Below are 17,091 nucleotides of genomic sequence, written 5' to 3' on the forward strand. Positions count from 1 at the left end.
CCGATGAACGAAGAACGGATCATCGTCAGGGCCTCGCGCGAGGCCGATGTCGAAGCCATGCTGTCGATCTACCGCCGCCACATAAGGCGCGGCGTCGACGACAGCGTCGAGGACAGCGGGGTGCCGGAGCCGGATGATTTCCGCGACCGGCGCAAGAATTTCCGCAACCATCGCCTGCCCCATCTGGTCGCGACACGCGACGGCGAGGTGATCGGTTATGCCTATGTGGTGCTGTTTCGGAAGCGGCCGGCCTATCGCTATGCAGTAAAGCATTCGATCTATGTCCGTCACGACCAGGTCGGCCGCGGCATCGGGCGCCTGCTGCTCGGCGAATTGATCGACGCCTGCGCGGCGGCCGGCTTTCGCCAGATGATCGGCTATATCGACAGCGACAACGCCGCATCGCTGGCGCTGCATCAGCGTTTCGGCTTCGCCCGCGCCGGCCTGTTGCCGGGCGTCGCCTATCGCTTCGGCCGCTGGGCCGACACCGTGATGGTGCAGCGCTCGCTCGGCCCCGGCACCACCGAGCCGCCGCCACCAGCCCCGCTGTCGCGACGCTAAGCTGCGACGGCCGGCTATGTCGGCCGCCAGCGCACGGGGAAGCTCCGCGCCACCGCAAGCGCCGAGCGCTCATTGGCCTCGAGCGCGATCTTCTGCGCCAGCATGACGTCGCCGGCCACCAGCGTATCCCTCGGCACGAAACACCAGCCCGCATGCAGCCGGCCGAGTTCGTCCAATTCATAGATGTTCATGCCGGTGCCGTGCCGGATCCGGTAGCGTTTGCCGGAGTGGCAGCCAACGACGTCGAAATAGCCGCTCGTCTCGTACTGCACGAGCTGCTCGGGCGTCAGCCATTCCTTCAGCAGCGCCAGACCGCGCGACTGGCTGTCATCCAGTACGCAATATTCGACGAACCGCCGCCAAGCGGCGCGCGAGAGCCGCGCGGCCTCGGCGAACGCCCGCGACAGCCTGCCGGACATGATGGACCGGCCTAGCCGCCGACAAGTCGCGGATAGAACAGCGTCTCTTCGGCCTTCGGATCGAAGGAACGGACCACGGTCGGCTGTCCCGACACGTCCCGCACCGCAGCGGTGTAACCGCTCTTCATCAATGCGTCGAAGCGCAGTTGCGCTTCGCGCAGGGCCTTCTCGTCGGCGGGATTGAAATTGTGCCGGCTGTCGCCAGTGTGATCCATCACGATTTGCGTCGCCATCCCCGCACTCCCTTGCTGGATGAAACTGCAAAGCTAATGAGAGATTAGGGCGAAAGTTCCGACAGCGCCAGTGCAAAGTCGCGAGAGACCTTTCGATTTCGCACGCCGGCATGATCGCCTCAATTTTAGCCACCGCCGAACCGGCCGCGGCGCACCGCCTCATAACGGTGGCGGGTTTGTGGCTTGATGAACAGCGAGACCACTTCGGGATGCGCCGCGCGGATCCGCTTCTCCAGCGCCTCGACGCAGCGCTCGATATCCGGAGTGCGCAATTCATCGGAAAATTCCAGGCTGAGGCTTGCCACAATCTGGTCCGGGGCGAGGTGAACGGTGGTGACGCCGTTGACGCCCTCGACGCACGGCTCCTTCTCGGCGAGCGCCACGATCGATGCGTTGATCGCACTGTGTGCGGGTTCGCCGATCAGGAGCTCCTTGGTTTCGCGAGCCAATAGCCAGGCGGTTGCCGCTAGCACCAGGCCGATCAGGATCGAGCCGACACCGTCGATTTCGGGCCGTTGCAGGCGGACCGACAAATAGATGCCGAGCGCGGCGATCGAGATGCCGACCAGCGCGGCCGTATCCTCCAAGAGCACCATGAAAGACGGCGGATCCTTGCTTTTCCGCACTGCCTCCAAATAGCTGCTGCCGCCCTTGGAAGCGCGAAATCCCTTCAGCGCGAACCACCATGAGGCGCCCTCGAACAGAAATGACAGCGCCAGCACGACATAGCTCGCCATCACATTCTCGATCGGGATCGGGGTCATCACATGCGAGACGCCCTCATAGAGGGAGACGCCGGCGCCCAGCGCGAACAGCAGGATTGCGACCACGAAGCTCCAGAAATACAGCTCGCGGCCATAGCCGAGCGGATGGCTTGCATCCGGCTCCAGGCTGGACCGATGGTAGCCGTAGAGCAACAGCGCTTCATTGCCGGTATCGACCAGCGAATGCACCCCTTCGCTCAGCATCGAGGAGCTGCCGGTGAACAGCGCCGCGGCAAACTTTGTCACGGCCACCAGGAGATTGCCCGCCAGGGCCGCATAGACAATTTTCTTTGATCGCGACGAAACCCGGGCCATGGTTCTCTTTACCGCAATTCCAAACTGCGGATGCCGCGACGCGTTCCGCAGGTTAGAGTGATGTTCCTGGAACCGGCGTCCCCATCGCGGATTTCCAGTGGCGGTGACGGCGAAGGCGGATCGGAAGCGGCGGTACGATGTCCCTCGAAGATTCCGCCCGGCATGTCGTCGAGTTCGTCAGGGATCACCGCGCCTGGGCGGCGCCGATCGTGTTCGCCCTCGCCTTCGCTGAATCGCTCGCCTTCCTCTCGCTGCTCGTGCCGGCCTGGGCGGTGCTGGTCGCCATCGGCGCGATGATGCGGAGCGGCGGCATCGCCTTCCTGCCGATGCTCCTCGCCGGCGCGCTTGGTGCAGCGTTCGGCGACTGGCTGTCCTACTGGATCGGCGGCAAGTTCGAGCATTCGATCGCCAGGATGTGGCCGTTCTCGCGGTATCCTCATCTTCTCGTCCACGGCGAGGCCTTCCTCAAGAAATGGGGCGTGCTCGCGATCTTCATCGGCCGCTTCTCCGGCCCCTTGCGCGCCTCGGTGCCGATCGTCGCCGGCATGCTGCGAATGCCGCAGCAGCCGTTCCAGATCGCGAATTTCGTCTCGGCGTTCATCTGGGTCGCGGTGCTGCTCCAACTCGGCGACATCGGTGGGATCGCGTGGGCGTGGCTGTGGGAGCATGTGCTGCAGCGGTTCTGGCGGTGAGCGGCGCGCTCGCTGACGCCGTCATTGCGAGCGGAGCGAAGCAATCCATCTCGCCACTTGCGGAGGCATGGATTGCTTCGCTCCGCTCGCAATGACGGGTGGTGAGTTCCGATACAAATTTCAAACAGCGAGAGGATGTGCGTTCGCATTCTCGCGGCGAGTTACGCCCGAGGTTTGCTTCACTTTCCACCCTCCTCGAAGCACAGAGGGCGCAGGGAAAGCCGGGTGCTGGTTGCACCCGTGGGTCCCGTGCAAAAAAAGCACGGGGGTAGGACCACAGGTTCAACCGATTCACACCGGCTTTCCCTGCGCGATGGTTTTACAGCTTACTTCGCGCTCTCCCCGGTGACCGGGCTTTCTTGCCACCGTCGTCCGCGGCAGCTCTTGCTGCTCGCGAGCTTAGCGCCAGCGTCGGGGCGCCAGGACCACACGACTTCGCCGTCCGCGAGAAGCTGCGTTCGTCTGTCGCAGCAATCGCGTCCACCGCATCTCACCGCAACGTTCGTGACGATCGCGACCCGCCCCTCATTCGCGTGAGACGCGCGGAGTTAAATCACTGATTTGCCCGACGACGGAAGCTGAATATTTTTGCCAAGAGGGATGGACAGACTTTCGAGTGATTTGCCCGACGGGCACTTTTTGCATAGCTCGTTGCATAGCTCGATAAAATTGCTGACGTGGTTGGAACGTCGCCGCTGCAGCCGCAGTTGAAGGCCGGCGCGCAAGGCACGCCTGAAGCGCGATCGGAAGATGATGCGGTTCAACTCTTCAGCCAAGGTGCGCGCAGCTATGTCTCTGCTCCCCCCAAGCCATCGATCGCTCGACTCTCGGTCTGCATTCACTCGAACATTACGCGCCGCTCATCGGCGCCGCGACGGCGGAACGGATCGAACGAAAGGCCGACCGCGTGCGCATGATGCAGGTCGCGCATATCAGTTCGACCTTCTATGGCGGCGGCGTCACGGAAATCCTCACGCCGCTGACGCTGATGATGAATGCGATGGGGATCGAGACCGACTGGCATCTGGTGCAGGGTACGCCGGGTTTCTTCGCCTGCACCAAGAAGCTGCACAATGCATTGCAGGGACAGGAGCTGGAGTTTTCCGAACAGGAAAAGGCGATCTACGAGGAGGTGGTGTTCGAGAATGCCACCAGGCTGCATCTGGAAAAATGCGATGCGGTCATCGTGCATGATCCGCAGCCACTGCCGCTGGTGCGACACTTTGCCGAGCGGGAGATGCCATGGTTGTGGCAGTGCCACGTGGATCTCTCCTCACCTCACCCGCCGGTGTGGGATTATCTGCGTGGGTTCGTCGAACCGTACGACGCCGCCATCTTCTCGCTGCCGGAATACGGGCAAAGCCTCGGCACCGATCAGCGGTTCATGACGCCGGCGATCGATCCGTTTTCCGCCAAGAATGCCGAACTGTCCGAGCAGGAGATCGGGGAGACGCTGAAGTACCATCGCATCCCGACCGATCGCCCGCTGGTGACGCAGATTTCGCGCTTCGACCGGTGGAAGGACCCGATCGGCGTGATCGAGGCGCACCGGAAAGCGCGCCGGCAGGTGGACTGCACGCTTGTGCTGGTCGGCAACAATGCGAGCGACGATCCCGAAGGCCACGTCATTCTCGAAACCATCAAGCGTTCGATCGACGATCGCGTCATTGTGCTCGCTGTCGATGATCCGATCCTGGTGAATGCGCTGCAACGCCACTCCGCCGTGGTGCTGCAGAAATCGACACGCGAAGGGTTCGGCCTCACCGTGACCGAGGCGATGTGGAAAGGCGCCGCCGTGATCGGCGGCGATGTCGGCGGCATCCGCCACCAGATCACGGATGGCAAGAACGGCTTCCTGGTCAGCACGGTGGACCAGGCCGCCGATCGCATGGTGCAACTCCTGAACGATCCGCAGTTGCGCCAGCGGTTAGGGGCGCGCGCCAAGGAAACCGTGCGCGAGAAATTTCTGATGAGCCGCCTGCTGGAGGACTGGCTCGATCTGCTCACACGCTACGAACGGCCGGTCTGCCAATAATTCCCGAAAATATTCGTCAGCGCTGGAACGGCATCTGCGTCGTGCAGTTGACGCTTCGGAATTTTGACGGCGGCCCCGGGGATTGCTGGATTCGGACGCAACATGCGGATTGCGCAGATCGCGCCTTTGGCTGAGAGCATTCCCCCGAAACTTTACGGCGGCACGGAGCGCGTCGTGGCGTGGCTGGTCGACGAACTGGTCAAGCTCGGACATCAGGTGACGCTGTTTGCCAGCGGCGATTCAAAAACGCTGGCCGAGCTAGTGCCTGCCTGCCCGCGCGCCTTGCGGCTTGGCCGGCCGCGCGTCGACCCTGTGGCGGCCCAGACGGTGCTTCTGGAATCCGTCGCGCGGCGCGCAAGCGGGTTCGACGTGATCCACGCTCACATCGACTGGCTGCCCCTGCCGCTACTGAAGCGCCTCGGCGTGCCCTTCCTCACGACCACGCATGGACGGCTGGATCTTCCGGGACTTGCCGATATCGCGCGCCTGTTTCCCGATGCGCCCTACGTTTCGATCTCGAACAACCAGAACACGGCGCTGCGCGAGGCGAACTGGATCGGCACCGTGTATCACGGGCTGCCTGCCGACCCTGTTCCGCCCCTCCTTCGACGAGGGCCGATATCTCGCCTTTCTCGGCCGGCTCACGGCGGAGAAAGGGCCTGAGGTCGCGATCCGCATTGCGCGCGCCGCGAACATGCCGCTTCGTATCGCGGCGAAAGTGCCGCGCGGCGAACGCGCGTATTTCAAGGAGCGGCTCGAACCCCAGATCGACGGCAACAAGGTGCGGCTGACCGGCGAGGTCAATGACGAGACCAAGCAGAAATTTTTGGCCGGCGCCTCGGCGCTGCTGTTTCCGATCGACTGGCCCGAGCCGTTCGGCCTCGTCATGATCGAAGCGATGGCCTGCGGCACCCCGGTCATCGCTTTCCGCTCCGGCTCGGTGCCGGAGGTGATCGACGACGGAATCACCGGCTTCGTCGTGGACGGCGAAGCTGAAGCCATCGAGGCAATCGGCCGGCTCGGCGAACTCGACCGCCGCAAAGTGCGCGCGCGGTTCGAGGAGCGGTTCACCTCCGAGCGGATGGCGAAGGAATATCTCCGTCATTACGAAGCGCTCGCACGAATGAAGCCCGCCTACGGCCTTGCAGCCCAGTGAGCACAGGGCGGGTGTCTTGCGCCGGACGCCCGGCTCGTCGTTCAACCTTCGCCGCCGCGCCGACTTCACATGGAGCAGCGAACATACGGCATTTCCACCGGCACCGGCTGCTTGGAGCTGAGGGTGATCTTGTTCTCTCCGGAGATTTTCACGTCGAACTCTACGTCCGAAATCGCGACGCCGTCCGAGCACGCCGCAATCATTCGCACATTCGATCCATCATCGTGCAACGACTTGATCGTGCATTTTTCAAATGTGCCGGTGATCTGCCTTCCCTGGACGATGATGCCGCCCGCGTGGAGATCGGCATCTGGCTTGAAAGCAAGCCTGTTATTCTCTTTGGTAAACACGTCACCGCAGGCCGAGGCGTCGATCGTCCAGGCTCCGTTCAAATCCGCAGCCTGGGTCGCGGCCGGTAGCGTGACGAGAAGGACTGACAGCACCAATCGATTGAAGGTTCTCATGAGACTCTCCGATTAAATGGTTACAAGCGTGATGACTTTTCTTCGAACCGTCATCCCGCTCTCGCTCTTTGTTTGAGCATGATCTTTCGGAAAACCGGTCTCCACTTTTCCGGATCATGCTGTAGGTTACCGGGAGCCCGTTCGATCGGACGTGGAATTGTCGCCAAATCGTCTCTTCGTCGCGGACGGGCGTAGCACCCCGACGTGGCCTTTCGGATCGCTTTTGCGCAGTATCCGAGTGCGACGAGTTGGCGGACCTTTTGTTGATCTAAGTCAATAGTTCTGCCGAGCGCCTGGTCCGGCCGTACCGCGCGACATCTTTCACTTTTGTGCGGCAGCGCAAAACGTGTAGAGATGCACGACCAACGAAGAACAAGCTCAAAGGGAGGCACGACTTGAAACGACTGGCCATGATTGCCGCTGTGCTCGCGATGGCAAGCTCAGCGGCCTCCGCGCAGACCTATCCGGCCCGGCCCATCACCCTGCTGGTGCCGTTTGCGGCCGGCGGGCCGACCGACACGGTGGCGCGGATGACGGCGCAATCGATGTCGAAACTCCTGGGCCAGACCATCATCGTCGAGAACGCCACCGGCGCCGGCGGCACGATTGCGACCGCGCGCGCCGCCCGCGCCGAGCCCGACGGCTATACGCTGCTGGTCCACCACATCGGCATCTCGACGGCGGCAACGCTATACCGCAAGCTGCCCTACGACACCAAGACGGCGTTCGCGCCGATCGGCCTCGTCACCAACGCGCCGATGACCATCATCGCCCGCCCCGACCTGCCGCCGAACAATCTCGCCGAGCTGATCACCTATATCAAGGCGAACGGCGACAAGATGACCTTCGGCAATGCAGGCCTGGGCGCCGCCTCGCATCTCTGCGGCATGCTGTTCATGACCGCCATCGACAAGCAGGTGCTCACCGTGCCCTACAAGGGCAACGCGCCCGTGATGAACGACCTGATCGCAAAACAGATCGACCTCACCTGCGACCAGACCACCAACACCACAGGCCCGATCGCCTCTAAGCTCGTGAAGAGCTACGCCATCACCACCAAATCCCGCCTCGCCTCCATGCCCGATTTGCCCACCGCCGATGAAGCCGGCCTGAAGGGTTTTGAAGTCGGCGCGTGGCACGGCCTCTATGCGCCCAAGGGCACGCCCGACGAGATCGTGCGAAAACTATCCAAGACGCTGCAGGAAGCCCTCCGCGACCCGGACTTGGTGAAGCGCTTCAACGAGATCAACACCGAGCCGGTGGCCCAGGACGAAGCCACGCCCGAAGCGCTGAAGGTGAAGCTGGTGAGCGAAGTGGACCGGTGGAAGCCGATCATCGAGGCGGCGGGGCAGTTCGCGGATTGAGGTAATGTAGGGTGGGTTAGCGAAGCGTAACCCACCGCTTTGATGCGAAACAGCGGCGGATTGCGGTTGGCTGATCCGCCTTATCGCCTACTCACGATTCCAGGATTGGAAATTAGATCGAGAAATGACCCCTCAACGATATATTGAGCAAATATGCCAACCGAATTTCGATGAGTTCGCTGCGGAGCCAACGTCGATACGTAGGGCGTGGTCTACTGCAACAGCACTCTTCCACTTTATCGATTGTCTAGCCGTACAGCGCGGACAAAGAACGTCGATAATCAGAGATGAAGTTGAAGCTGGCTTTCCACAATTTCAAGCCTTAGCGGACATAGCAAACTCGAGCAAACATTTTGAACTGGATCGTGGCTCAAGAAAGGGGCTCTCCGTGGAGGATTTCAAGATCGGCCGCGGCGCAGCGTTTTCAGATGGCTCATATTTTAGCGATGGCACAAGTTTTTCGGATGCGCCCGACGTTATCAGAATAGAATTCAAGGGTGAGCAGATCGACGTCCTAACTCTTTGTCGGCAAGCGCTTGCGCACTTGAAGACCAAATATGGATAACCTGCAAGCCTTCTCCCTTGGCTTCAAGAGAACGCACTAGCTTCTTTCTCGATTGTCGAGGTGCCGAGGGCGTGTCCAGTCTATCGCCCTGCGTACTTTGGAAGGGGAGCTTGTACCAACGGCACAACTCGTAGCCACGTTGCGGCACGTGAACGGCGGATTACGCTGCGCCAATCCGCCCTACGTGCTAACGTACTCCCCGAGTCGAGTTTGGGACCGCCGATGTCGCATCCAGTTGACGACGATCCAATTATGGCCTCTGCAATTGGCCGATGCTCCAACAACTGGACGCATGCCGAGTCGGTTCTTGCTTGGATCTTTGGACATCTAACCGATACAACGCCTACCATTGCCGTTACTGTTTTCAGCTTCTTTAAGGCGACTCGCACGCAACGAGAGGTGTTGACTAAACTTGCCAAGATCAGCCCGTTCATAGCGGATGATCTTGGCGTTCGTCTGCGGGATGCGCTGAAAATCTATCTCGCGCTCGCCGAGGAGCGAAATGAGCTATTGCACAATCCAATTGGACGCAGCGTAGAGAACCAAGTCTACATCATGCTGCGAACAAGGCTTCCCGAGGCCGGAACATTGCCATATCACACGAGACCAATAACACCGGCGGAAATCGACGACCTCTCCGGTAGGATCAAGCACTTCACTTTGGAGCTCAGAGAGATCGAAAGCGCTATCCGGCAGGCGAAATTCCCGTCTGGCAACGCGAATTGGCGGAATCGCGGATAGAACCGTCAGCCGCGTATTTGCGCCCCTGTTCGTGCCACTTCAGCGCTTAGGGCGGATTAGCCGAAGGCGTAATCCGCCACTTTGCGGCACGTGGACGGCAGATGACGCTGCGCTAACTCTACAGACGACGCCGGTTTTCGCTGCGGCAATTTACAGGCAGACTCCGCCGCCGGAGTTGGATGGTACTTGGTATCTGGATCGCAAATAGCGGCTGCCTCCGCCTTCCCATAGCCGCGCAGATCTTACCTCCAACAGTCGCCCCCACCGACAGAGCTACCCCCGACACGGCCGACATTCGGCACGAATGCTTGACAAGGCCGGCATGCTCTCGCACTCATCAACCTCCGCTTGTTGCAGGAAATTGCAAACCGATTCGTGTTTTTCAGCGGGTTGCTGGAGTGGCCGACATGCCTGAGATCGCTTTCTCAACGCGACTGACAGAAGACGATTGGGATCCTTCGAAGAAGGCATGGCATTGTCCCGCGCTCGGCATCCCGTCAGCCGATGTGAAGAACGTCTACGTCAATGGGAATCGGGTAGATTCCAAGAACTGGGAAAAACTTCTTGGCCCTCCCATGATACGTTGGGTGATCCAACGTCCTCCAACCGAGATAGTTGCGGATATCGTCATTCCGGAAACGCTCATACCGGAAAATGAAAAAACGAAGGTTGAGGTGGAGGCCGACCGTTGGAAGAAATTAGCCATCTTGCTCCCGTTCCTGGCTACCATCATCTCTGCCCTGATAACGGGCTTCACCACCTATTGGAGCAAGGCCGAGGGACATATTTCCGGCTTTGATCCCGCATCAAGAGAAACCGCCTCTTTCAACACCTGGGCAGCAATCAAGACCGCTGAGGCGGCTTCCTTTAGCCTGTCCCGCGACGACATCGACGTCGAGAGATATACGCAGAAAGCAGATCGCGCGAAGTATCGCCTCATTGTGGGCATTCGCCCCAGGGAGGCTGGGCCCACTGAGGATGGTAGCTATAAATACGCGTTTGGTCCTTATCCGTTTGACGCGGTCTCGTACCGAAATGCTGAACTGGATGACGAGATGAAGTCGTTCATCGGTAATGGCGGTTGCGCAAGTTTCGTTCTATTCCGCGTGACTGCCACTAAACTCGCTGCCGTGCCTATTAAGCGACCGTTCTTGCCGAGCGATTACGGGAGCGACATCAAGGTCGTGGATAGCAGGTTGGATGGCGGCTGCTCATAGGGTCCGCTTTTCGGATGTGACCGGCGGATTACGCTGCGCTAATCCGCCCTACGGACTGCCTCTCCTCCCCCCCCCCCCCGCCAATCCGCTGACTACGCGGAGGCTAGCTTCACTCACCCCCTATCTACTCCACCTTGGTCTAAATATGTCCGCTCAATCTGAGAACAATCGGCCGAAGTCGAACTGGGCGCAAATCGCATCCGCGGTCATTGCTGGCTTCGCCTTCGTCATCGTCGTTGCTCAAGTCTACTTCATCAGCAAGAACTTCAAAGAAGTGGCTGCCCGCCAAGTCTACATGTCATACAGCGAATCTGCGTTGCGGCACCCGGAATACGCTGAGCCTGATCTGTTGGAGATCAAGGCAGACCGAAAGAAACTCGCCCAATACAAAAATTACGTCGCGCATCTGCTGTTTGCGTACGACGAGATGCTGGAAGCATTCGACAAGCCGGAATGGCGAAAAAGCTTCGATGAAGAGATCAAGTACCATCACCAATACATCTGCGAAGACATGCCCCCGGCTCTCGACGAAATTTACTTTGAGAATATGCGAAAGCTTCTCGGAGAGATTCGGGCCAAGTGCCCCGCCAAGAACTAAGACCTTCCTGCGAAGCTGCGTCGCAGCTCACAGGGCGGATCAGCCGAAGACGTGATCCGCCGTTTTGTGGTACGTGAACGGCGGACTACGCGGAGCCTGTCATCGGGCCGCGCGAAGCGCGGACCCGGTGGCTGATCCGCCCTACGCGTTGAGGTGTGGCTGTGACACGCGAGACCGCATTCCGCGAAGCCTTGCACTCCGTAACGCCTGACTTGATTGCGGACCTCTATCTTTATCCGGTCGAGGCAGGTGGAAGGACTGGGCCGGTTCGTCTTGGCTGGGGCTGCCCGTGCACCAAGGACAGAAGTGTTGATGAGGGCTGGGATGGTTATCCGCTGCTCGAACGCGCCATGATGCCGGGCGAGCGGAGGCGGCTGGGTTTCGTGTTCTTGTGTCGCGAAGAGGCGGCGCAAGCGCTCGGAGCGACGGATCGCTTTTATCTCTGGGAGGGTCGGTGGATCGGCGAGGCGGCTGTCGTTCGATAGCCGTGCGCGGGCCTTTCAGGATTTGCCAAACGCTGCCGATCGGCGACGCGGAACATCGTCGCCGACTTGCGGGCGGACGGCGCCGCCCGGCAGTTCGTCAAGCTTTGTCGTTTAGCGGTGAGGTCGTGAACCTAGCACCAGCGGCAGCGGCCCCAGCGGGCGCAGCAGCCGCCGCAACCTCCACAGCCACCGCAGCCACGCCAGCCTACTCCGCAGCCACGGCAGGCGCGGCAGCCGCGGCAACCACCGCAACCTCGGCAGCCGCGAACGACAACGGCGGCCAGTTGCACGCCGGGGTCGGCGTTTTCCTTATCGAACAGATAGAACGTGGCGAGACTGACGTCGGCCATTTCCTCTTCACCAAGGACCAGGCGCTGATTGGGCGAGAAGTCGTCGGACTGCGGGATGTCAGCGGTGGGTATCGCGGACGCAGACGCGCTCCCCGCCAGCGAAAGACCGAGGCCCGCTGTACCGAACGCCGTTACGGCGGCGGCTTTGGTTGTACGCGCCTGCTTTGTAGCTTGGTTCACCCGTGGCATTTTCGCACCCTTTGTAAGTTGTTGTGCAAGGGTCAACTTGCCGCAGCTATGTGCCTGCAGGCCTAGAATTGCGATCTTGCGCATCCGGTTCCCTTCGCGCTGGGCTTTTCTTGAGGCGCCACCGGCGGGAGGGGAGCGGGAGGGATATTGAGGCAGCAGTGCTGTCCAAACGTGGCGCGCCGAGACCGCGTCTTCTGAAAGCAGGACGCGCTCGCTCCTGACTGACGACATCGCGCGCTTTCGGATCGGCAAGCCTTGCGGAGAGCGCGCGGGTTGGCGTTAGCGTCATCCGCTGTCTTCGCGCCCGCGGATCGCGCCTTTCGCCTTTGCTTGTGCGGCGAAAGCAGAAGGTTATTCCGCCCGGCGGACGTCTCGATTGCGCCGCCCGGCACCCGTCCCGGACTTCCATCCCCGCCCAACCTTCTGCTAGGAACATCTTCTGCGAAGCGGCGTCGCAGCGGAATGAACGTCGCGCAACGGGAGGGACAGGTAGAATGTTCTCGCATGTGATGATCGGAACCAACGACCTCGACAAGTCCAAGGCGTTTTATGACGCGCTGCTCGGCACGCTCGGCGTGAGGCCGGGATTTGTCGACCGGCATCGGGTGTTCTGGCGCACGAAGACGGGGACGTTCTCGGTGTCGAAGCCGATCGACGGCAAGGCGGCGACCTTCGCCAATGGCGGCACGATCGGCTTCAATGCGGAGTCGCCCGCGGCGGTCGATGCCTTCCATGCAGCGGGACTTGCCAATGGCGGCACGACCTGTGAAGACCCGCCCGGCATCCGCGAAGGCAACGGGATGAAGATGTATATCGCCTATCTGCGCGATCATGACGGCAACAAGTTGTGTGCCGTGCATCGGATGGCGTAAGGTTGATGGGTTTCGCTTCCGCTCTACCCATCCTACGCGCATGATAGCCGCAGCGTCATTGCGAGGAGCGTAAGCGACGAAGCAATCCATCTCTCCCCAAGCGGTGAAATGGATTGCTTCGCGGAGCCTGTCATCGGGCGGCGCTATGCGCCGACCCGGTGGCTCGCAATGACGGTGCGAGCGGATTGACCGCCCTCCCCAGCTACTCTGCCGCCTGCTGCACCGGCTCGTCCAAACTCGCGAGCACCTTCGGCGGGGACATCGGCAGGGCGTAGAAGCGTTTGCCGGTCGCGCGGTAGATCGCGTTTGCAACCGCCGCCATCACCGGCACCAGCGGCACTTCGCCGACGCCCTTGACGCCTTGGGGGTGTTTCGGGTTCGGGACTTCGACCAGGATGGTGTCGAGCATCGGCAGGTCGGAGCAGACCGGCATGCGGTAGTCGAGGAAGCCGGGGTTATCGACCTTGCCGTCGCTGCGGTAGATGTATTCCTCGTTCAGCGCCCAGCCGATCCCTTGCGCGACGCCGCCCTGGAGCTGGCCTTCGACATAGCCGGGATGAACGGCGCGGCCGACGTCCTGCACCGCCGTGTATCTGATGACACGGGCGATGCCGAGCTCGATGTCGACCTCGACGTCGCAGATATGGGTGCCGAAGCCGCCGTCGGCGCCTTGGGTGTTGAGTTGCACGCCGGCGCCGATCGGACCGCCCTGCTGAGGGGCTTTCTCGGCGAGCTGTTCGAGCGTGAGCGGCTCGAACTGGCCGGCGTTCGGGCTGGCAGGATGCGCGGCGCCGTTCTCCCATTTCACGGCTTCGGGATCGATCTCCCAGATCTTTGCGGCGCGTTCGCGCAAGGTGTTGATCACCTTCTCGGTCGCCTGTGTCACCACCATCGAGGAGGCAAACAACACGCGGCTGCCGCCGGTGAGATTGGAGAAGCCGACCGTCTGGGTGTCTCCGATGATGACGGAGACGCGGCGATAGTCGATGCCGAGCAGTTCGGCGCAGACATTGGCGATGCCGGCGCGCGAGCCGCCGATGTCAGGATGGCCGGTGGTGACCACGACGTTGCCGTCCTCGGTGATGTTGACCTGCGCCGAGGATTCACCGCCGGCGTTGAACCAGAAGCCGGAGGCGACGCCCCTGCCCTGCAGCTTGCCTGTTGGCGTGCTGTAATGCGGCGAGTTCTTGGCGGCTTCCAGCGTCTCGATATAGCCGATGCGGGGGAAAACCGGGCCGTGCGCGGCCTTGGTGCCCTCCTTCGCTGCGTTCTTCAGGCGGAACTCGAGCGGGTCCATGTTCAGGCTTTCGGCGACCTCATCGAGCACGCATTCCACCGCATAGGCGCCGATCGGCGCGCCGGGCGCGCGATAGGCCGCGACCTTGGAGCGGTTGGAGCAGACATCAAAGCCGACCGAGAGCACGTTCGCGATGTCGTAGGGCGCAAAGCTGCAGCCGGCGGCGCCGCGGATCGGCGAGCCCGGGAAGGCGCCGGCCTGCAGATAGAATGTGCCTTGCGCGGCGACGATGGTGCCGTCCTTCTTCGCGCCGATCTTCACTGTGCTCTTCGAGCCTGACGTTGGGCCGGTGGCGCGCATCACCTCCTCGCGCGTCATCACCATCTTGACCGGGCGGCCGGATTTCTTGGCGAGCAGCGTCGCCAGCGGCTCGAGATAGACGATGGTCTTGCCGCCGAAGCCGCCGCCGATCTCGGCGGGGATGGCGCGGATGTCGCTCTGCGGGATGCCTGTCAGCATCGACGTCATCGCACGGACCATGAACTGGCCCTGGCTCGAGCTCCAGATCGTGGTCTTGCCATCGGCTGCGACCGAGATCAGGCAGGCGTGCGGCTCGATATAGCCCTGGTGCACCGGGCGGGTGGTGAAGGTGCGCTCGATGATGACATCGGCCTGTTTGAAGCCCTCTTCGATGTCGCCCTTCTTGTGCTCGAGGGTGCCCACGATGTTCGACGGCTTGCCTTCGAACTTGTTGAACTCGTGCAGGATCGGGGCGTCAGGCTTGATCGCATCCTCGATCTCGATCAAGAAAGGCAAGACCTCGTAATCGACCTCGATCAATTCGCAGGCCTTTGCTGCGATCGCCTCCGTGGTGGCGGCTACCGCGGCGACGGGATGGCCGGGGAACAGCGCCTTGTCGCGCGCCATCACGTTCCGGCACATCCAGCGCATGTCCTGGATGCCGAGCATCACGGATTTATCCAGCGGGAAGTCGACGACGTCGCGCGAGGTGACGACGGCCTTCACGCCGGGCAAGGCTTCGGCCTTGGAGGTGTCGATCGAGCGGATGCGCGCATGCGGATGCGGGCTGCGCAGCACCTTGCCCCAGATCATGCCGGGCATGGTGGTGTCGGCAGCAAAGGCGGCGCGTCCCGTGACCTTGTCGACGCCATCGGGACGGATGGTGCGCTGGCCGATCCACTTGTTGTTGACGACAATGTTCATTGCGCGGCCTCCCGGATTTCAGCGGCGGTCTCAAGCACCGCGCGAACAATCTTGTCGTAGCCGGTGCAGCGGCAGAGATTTCCGGCGAGCCAGAAGCGGACTTCCTCCTCGCTCGGGTGCGGGTTCTTGCGTAAGAGCGCCTCGGAGGCGACCAGCATGCCGGAGGTACAGATGCCGCACTGCAGCGCGGCCTGCTCCAGAAACTTCTCCTGCAGCGGATGCAGGCGGCCGCCGCGCGCCATGCCCTCGATGGTCCTGATCTCGCGTCCCTCCGCTTCGGCGGCGAGCATCAGGCACGAACAGACCAATCGATCATCCAGCGTGATCGAGCAGGCGCCGCAATCGCCGGAGGCGCAGCCTTCCTTGGAGCCGGTGAGCGCGAGCTGGTTGCGCAGCGCGTCCAGCATGGTTTCAAAGGGCTCGCAGAGGAATTCCAAGGGCTCGCCGTTGACGGTGGTGGAGACGTGCAGCTTTGCCATTTGTCATTTCCCTTGCGCGCGTTCTGCGGCGATCTTCACGGTGCGCTTGAGCAATACGCCCGCGATTTGGGTGCGGTAGGCGATGGTGCCGCGCTTGTCGTCGATCGGACGGCAGGCGGCACGGCAGGCATTGGCGGCGGCGTTCAGCGCGGCGTCATCGAGGCGCGAGCCGATCAGCGCCTGCGCCGCCGGCGCGACCAGCAGCGCGGTCGGCGCCACGGCGCCTAAGCCGACGCGGGCGTGAGTGCAGACGCCGTCCTTCAGTGTCAGGCTGACGCCGCAACCGACGACTGCGATATCCATCTCGGTACGCGGGATCATGCGGAGGTAGGCGTCGCCGGAGCGAGGGGGGCGCGGCGGCAGCGTGAAGGAGACCAGGATCTCACCCGGCTTGAGACTGGTGCGGCCGGGGCCGGCGGGAACATCCTCCACCTTCAATTCGCGGCGGCCGCTTGGGCCCTGCACGGTGACGACGGCGCCGGCAGCGATCATCGCCGGGACGCTGTCGCCGGCCGGCGAGGCGTTGCAGAGATTGCCGCCGGCGGAGGCGCGGCCCTGCACCTGGGTGGAACCGATCAGGTTCACCGCCTCCAACACGCCGGGCCAAATCTTGCCAAAGCGCGGATGCTCGGCCAGCACGGCGCCCGGCACCGCAGCGCCGAAGCGGAAACCACCATCGGAAAGTTCTTCGATGGCAGTGAGTTCTTTGATTTTCTTGATGTCGACGATCAGACCCGGTTGCACCGCGCCCGAGCGCATCTGCACCAGGAGATCCGTGCCGCCGGCCAGGATGCGCGCGGCGCTGCCCGCCGCGGCATAAGCGCCGACCGCTTCATCAAGCGTCTGCGGCGCGACGTATCGGATATCGGTCATGCTCGTGTCCGATGCCTCCCTCGTTCTTCGTTGCCTGCCCTCTACGGGGCCTCGCGAGCAGACTACACGCCGGCTTGCCATCGGAACAGCCTCCGAGCCCGGACGAAGTGGCGGGCCCCCATGCGCAAAGAGAATTTGTATATGAGTAAGCCGCCGCCTTCACACAAAACGGTCACGATCCGCGCGGTCGCGAGCGCTCGCCGGCGGCGCGGATTGCGCCCATCGGTCGCGTGCGTGCCCATACTTGATGCAACCGCG

The 17,091-nt window shown here is 62.1% G+C and carries 17 protein-coding genes and 1 pseudogene; 10 read left to right on the forward strand and 8 right to left on the reverse strand.

Annotated elements, in window-relative coordinates; translation table 11 throughout:
- Nucleotides 1-3: 3 nt before the first annotated feature.
- Nucleotides 4-561 carry an N-acetyltransferase family protein gene (locus ACZIRK_RS19075; RefSeq protein ID WP_463327933.1) on the forward strand — a complete coding sequence of 186 codons (558 nt, stop codon included), beginning with the start codon at nt 4-6 and terminating at the stop codon, nt 559-561.
- Nucleotides 562-575: 14 nt separating this feature from the next.
- Here ACZIRK_RS19075 and ACZIRK_RS19080 read toward each other — a convergent pair whose 3' ends face one another.
- The 3 genes from ACZIRK_RS19080 to ACZIRK_RS19090 all read right to left on the reverse strand — a co-directional run bounded on the left by ACZIRK_RS19080 (nt 576) and on the right by ACZIRK_RS19090 (nt 2,292).
- The gene (locus tag ACZIRK_RS19080) at nt 576-980 is read right to left on the reverse strand and encodes a hypothetical protein (protein ID WP_245287252.1); all 405 of its coding nucleotides are present in this window, start codon (nt 978-980) and stop codon (nt 576-578) included.
- 11 nt (nt 981-991) lie between these two features.
- The gene (locus tag ACZIRK_RS19085) at nt 992-1,213 is read right to left on the reverse strand and encodes a hypothetical protein (protein WP_130229773.1); all 222 of its coding nucleotides are present in this window, start codon (nt 1,211-1,213) and stop codon (nt 992-994) included.
- 125 nt (nt 1,214-1,338) lie between these two features.
- Nucleotides 1,339-2,292, reverse strand: coding sequence for a cation diffusion facilitator family transporter (locus tag ACZIRK_RS19090; protein WP_130229774.1), 954 nt, complete (start codon nt 2,290-2,292; stop codon nt 1,339-1,341).
- Between the two features lie 137 nt (nt 2,293-2,429).
- Between ACZIRK_RS19090 and ACZIRK_RS19095 the strand changes: the two genes are divergently transcribed.
- From ACZIRK_RS19095 to ACZIRK_RS19105, 3 genes and pseudogenes are all read left to right on the forward strand, one after another.
- Nucleotides 2,430-2,984, forward strand: a complete 555-nt coding sequence (locus tag ACZIRK_RS19095) for a DedA family protein (protein ID WP_456645532.1) — start codon at nt 2,430-2,432, stop codon at nt 2,982-2,984.
- A gap of 913 nt (nt 2,985-3,897) precedes the next feature.
- Nucleotides 3,898-5,019: a glycosyltransferase gene (locus tag ACZIRK_RS19100; protein ID WP_463327947.1), complete on the forward strand. Its 1,122-nt coding sequence runs from the start codon at nt 3,898-3,900 to the stop codon at nt 5,017-5,019.
- A gap of 102 nt (nt 5,020-5,121) precedes the next feature.
- A pseudogene (locus ACZIRK_RS19105) lies at nt 5,122-6,175 on the forward strand (glycosyltransferase family 4 protein).
- A gap of 65 nt (nt 6,176-6,240) precedes the next feature.
- Here the strand turns inward: ACZIRK_RS19105 and ACZIRK_RS19110 are convergent.
- Nucleotides 6,241-6,639 (reverse strand): hypothetical protein, encoded by a 399-nt coding sequence (locus ACZIRK_RS19110; RefSeq protein WP_130230150.1) that lies wholly within the window; start codon nt 6,637-6,639, stop codon nt 6,241-6,243.
- 410 nt (nt 6,640-7,049) lie between these two features.
- Between ACZIRK_RS19110 and ACZIRK_RS19115 the strand changes: the two genes are divergently transcribed.
- From ACZIRK_RS19115 to ACZIRK_RS19135, 5 genes are all read left to right on the forward strand, one after another.
- The gene (locus ACZIRK_RS19115; RefSeq protein WP_130230168.1) at nt 7,050-8,003 is read left to right on the forward strand and encodes a tripartite tricarboxylate transporter substrate-binding protein; all 954 of its coding nucleotides are present in this window, start codon (nt 7,050-7,052) and stop codon (nt 8,001-8,003) included.
- Between the two features lie 787 nt (nt 8,004-8,790).
- Entirely contained in the window at nt 8,791-9,309 is a 519-nt protein-coding gene (locus tag ACZIRK_RS19120) for a hypothetical protein (RefSeq protein WP_130230154.1), read from the forward strand.
- Nucleotides 9,310-9,716: 407 nt separating this feature from the next.
- The gene (locus ACZIRK_RS19125) at nt 9,717-10,526 is read left to right on the forward strand and encodes a hypothetical protein (RefSeq protein WP_130230156.1); all 810 of its coding nucleotides are present in this window, start codon (nt 9,717-9,719) and stop codon (nt 10,524-10,526) included.
- A 145-nt stretch (nt 10,527-10,671) separates the two neighbouring features.
- Nucleotides 10,672-11,124, forward strand: a complete 453-nt coding sequence (locus tag ACZIRK_RS19130) for a hypothetical protein (protein WP_130230158.1) — start codon at nt 10,672-10,674, stop codon at nt 11,122-11,124.
- Nucleotides 11,125-11,285: 161 nt separating this feature from the next.
- Complete coding sequence (locus tag ACZIRK_RS19135) at nt 11,286-11,609, forward strand: hypothetical protein (RefSeq protein ID WP_463327934.1); 324 nt, start codon at nt 11,286-11,288, stop codon at nt 11,607-11,609.
- 131 nt (nt 11,610-11,740) lie between these two features.
- Here ACZIRK_RS19135 and ACZIRK_RS19140 read toward each other — a convergent pair whose 3' ends face one another.
- Nucleotides 11,741-12,232, reverse strand: a complete 492-nt coding sequence (locus ACZIRK_RS19140; RefSeq protein WP_130230160.1) for a hypothetical protein — start codon at nt 12,230-12,232, stop codon at nt 11,741-11,743.
- 410 nt (nt 12,233-12,642) lie between these two features.
- Here ACZIRK_RS19140 and ACZIRK_RS19145 point away from each other — a divergent pair, with 410 nt between their 5' ends.
- A complete protein-coding gene (locus ACZIRK_RS19145; protein WP_028163227.1) occupies nt 12,643-13,020 on the forward strand; it encodes a VOC family protein in 378 nt (125 codons plus the stop codon).
- 202 nt (nt 13,021-13,222) lie between these two features.
- Here ACZIRK_RS19145 and ACZIRK_RS19150 read toward each other — a convergent pair whose 3' ends face one another.
- The 3 genes from ACZIRK_RS19150 to ACZIRK_RS19160 are packed head-to-tail and all read right to left on the reverse strand — an operon-like array spanning nt 13,223 to nt 16,824.
- Nucleotides 13,223-15,481, reverse strand: a complete 2,259-nt coding sequence (locus ACZIRK_RS19150) for a xanthine dehydrogenase family protein molybdopterin-binding subunit (RefSeq protein WP_463327935.1) — start codon at nt 15,479-15,481, stop codon at nt 13,223-13,225.
- Nucleotides 15,478-15,960, reverse strand: coding sequence for a (2Fe-2S)-binding protein (locus ACZIRK_RS19155; RefSeq protein WP_456645541.1), 483 nt, complete (start codon nt 15,958-15,960; stop codon nt 15,478-15,480). The genes ACZIRK_RS19150 and ACZIRK_RS19155 overlap by 4 nt, the downstream gene beginning before the upstream one ends.
- Before the next feature lie 3 nt (nt 15,961-15,963).
- Complete coding sequence (locus ACZIRK_RS19160; RefSeq protein ID WP_463327948.1) at nt 15,964-16,824, reverse strand: FAD binding domain-containing protein; 861 nt, start codon at nt 16,822-16,824, stop codon at nt 15,964-15,966.
- Nucleotides 16,825-17,091 lie beyond the last annotated feature (267 nt).

This window comes from Bradyrhizobium sp. Leo114 (genome assembly GCF_055229415.2).